The organism is Alteromonas sp. AO-Serp (assembly GCF_017849675.1).
GTDB classification, from domain to species: domain Bacteria; phylum Pseudomonadota; class Gammaproteobacteria; order Enterobacterales; family Alteromonadaceae; genus Alteromonas; species Alteromonas macleodii.
The window spans coordinates 1-1563 of the sequence record NZ_JAFLMX010000043.1 but is presented as its reverse complement, the minus strand read 5'-3'; the positions used below and the strand labels follow the sequence as shown (position 1 = coordinate 1563).

Genomic DNA, 1563 nt, shown 5'->3' with positions numbered 1-1563 from the left:
TGACCGCGAAGCTGCTCTTCAAGTTCTGCTGCTAATGCCAATGTATTGAGAGGTTCGCCCGTTTGCGGGTCTATATCGAGCAATTGCGCTGTTACCATTGCGCAGCTGTAATCACTGGATACCTGTCTTCCGACGATGTTTGCCTTTTCTACGTTGGCAGCAACCAACTCTAATGCTTCTGGGCTTGCAGAATTAAAGTCGGCAGGAATGACCGGCCCGCCTGCAAAGCCGCCTTCTACAATTTCAGTAAAGCGGGTTGAAGGAGAGAAAAGCGAAATAACTAACGAACGGTTCACCCCATTAATAAAGAAGAGTTGGTCGTGAACATTCTTTAAGGTATCGAAGAAGTTTTGATTGTAGATGTTATCGTTTTTATCACACACAGAAACTAATATATTGTTAGCGCCACCAAAATCTTGGCGATGCTCAATGTACGTTTTCATGTATTCATGATTTAGCGGTATGTTCTTTTCAAAACCCGCGTCTAAGCGCATTTGTGAAGCTTGGTAACCAAGGAAAACTGTGGCTATAGCAAACAAGGCTACGACAATTTTACGGTTTCCGAATACTAATTTTTCAAGAAAATGGGTCATTGTTTTTATACTGCCCTATTTTAAATTCAACGTTTTAATGCCATTCGCAGTAACGGCAATATTCTTACCTTTAAACTGTGTTGCATTAAGAAGCGCGGCTTTGTCTTTAATTTGTGAAACGACAATGCCTTCATCAGCTTCGCAATCTGAAAGGTTTGCATAGGGGTCTCGCATACTGGTGGGTAAAGGTCGCTGTGCGCTTACCATCATCCCGTTGTTACCCAAAGCATAAACCTTCGATTCAGAGCCAATTAGAATTGAATTTAGTGTGCTGGTTGAGCAAGTTTGTACGTATTCCCACTCACCTTCGTTTCTGTTAACAAATATATTTCCGCGAAGGCCAACCGCTAGAACGGTATTTTCATCAAGCGGCTTAATATCGAAAAACGATCCTGTATAGTCGACGTAATACCGTTCCCACGATTCTCCCATATTGGTACTTTTGGCTAGCAACCCGGCTTCGCCAGCTAGGTAAAGCGTATCACCATCAAGGGTAATTCTGTTTAAGTGGGGTAAAATAGATTCAAGTTCTTGCTGATAGAAGTCTTCATCTTCTTTTCGAATATCTTCAAGGTATTCTTGATCCATTGGGTCAAGCAGACTGGCATGACGTTCTGCCGTCCACGTTTTTCCACCGTCTAAGGTTCGATAGAACAAGCCATAGGCACCTGTAGCAATCCCCTGCTTTTCATTGAAGAATAATACGTCTAGAAATGGGCGCTGAAGGTCAGGTTGGAAATTTTGTATCTCCCACGTTTCGCCTTTATCTGAAGAATGAAGAATGACAGCGTCGTGGCCCACTGCCCAAATATTGTCGCCTACAACAGTTGTCGCTGTAAGCGTTGATTGTGTTGGTACGGCTTTTGAGTAAATGCCTCACCATCCTCTGAAACTAACACGTGACCGCGTTCACCGACAATAACGTCAAATGTTTCAGCGTCTATGTCCAAAAGAACCTATTGCTCAACCA

Annotated in this window: 1 protein-coding gene and 1 pseudogene; both read right to left on the bottom strand. The window is 43.2% G+C overall.

What is annotated here, in order from left to right:
• Positions 1 to 593, bottom strand: a pseudogene (locus tag QVA83_RS04045) (RND family transporter); the annotation flags it as partial.
• Positions 594 to 608: 15 nt separating this feature from the next.
• Positions 609 to 1394 (bottom strand): WD40/YVTN/BNR-like repeat-containing protein, encoded by a 786-nt coding sequence (locus tag QVA83_RS04040; RefSeq protein WP_287498143.1) that lies wholly within the window; start codon positions 1392 to 1394, stop codon positions 609 to 611.
• Between the last annotated feature and the right edge of the window lie 169 nt (positions 1395 to 1563).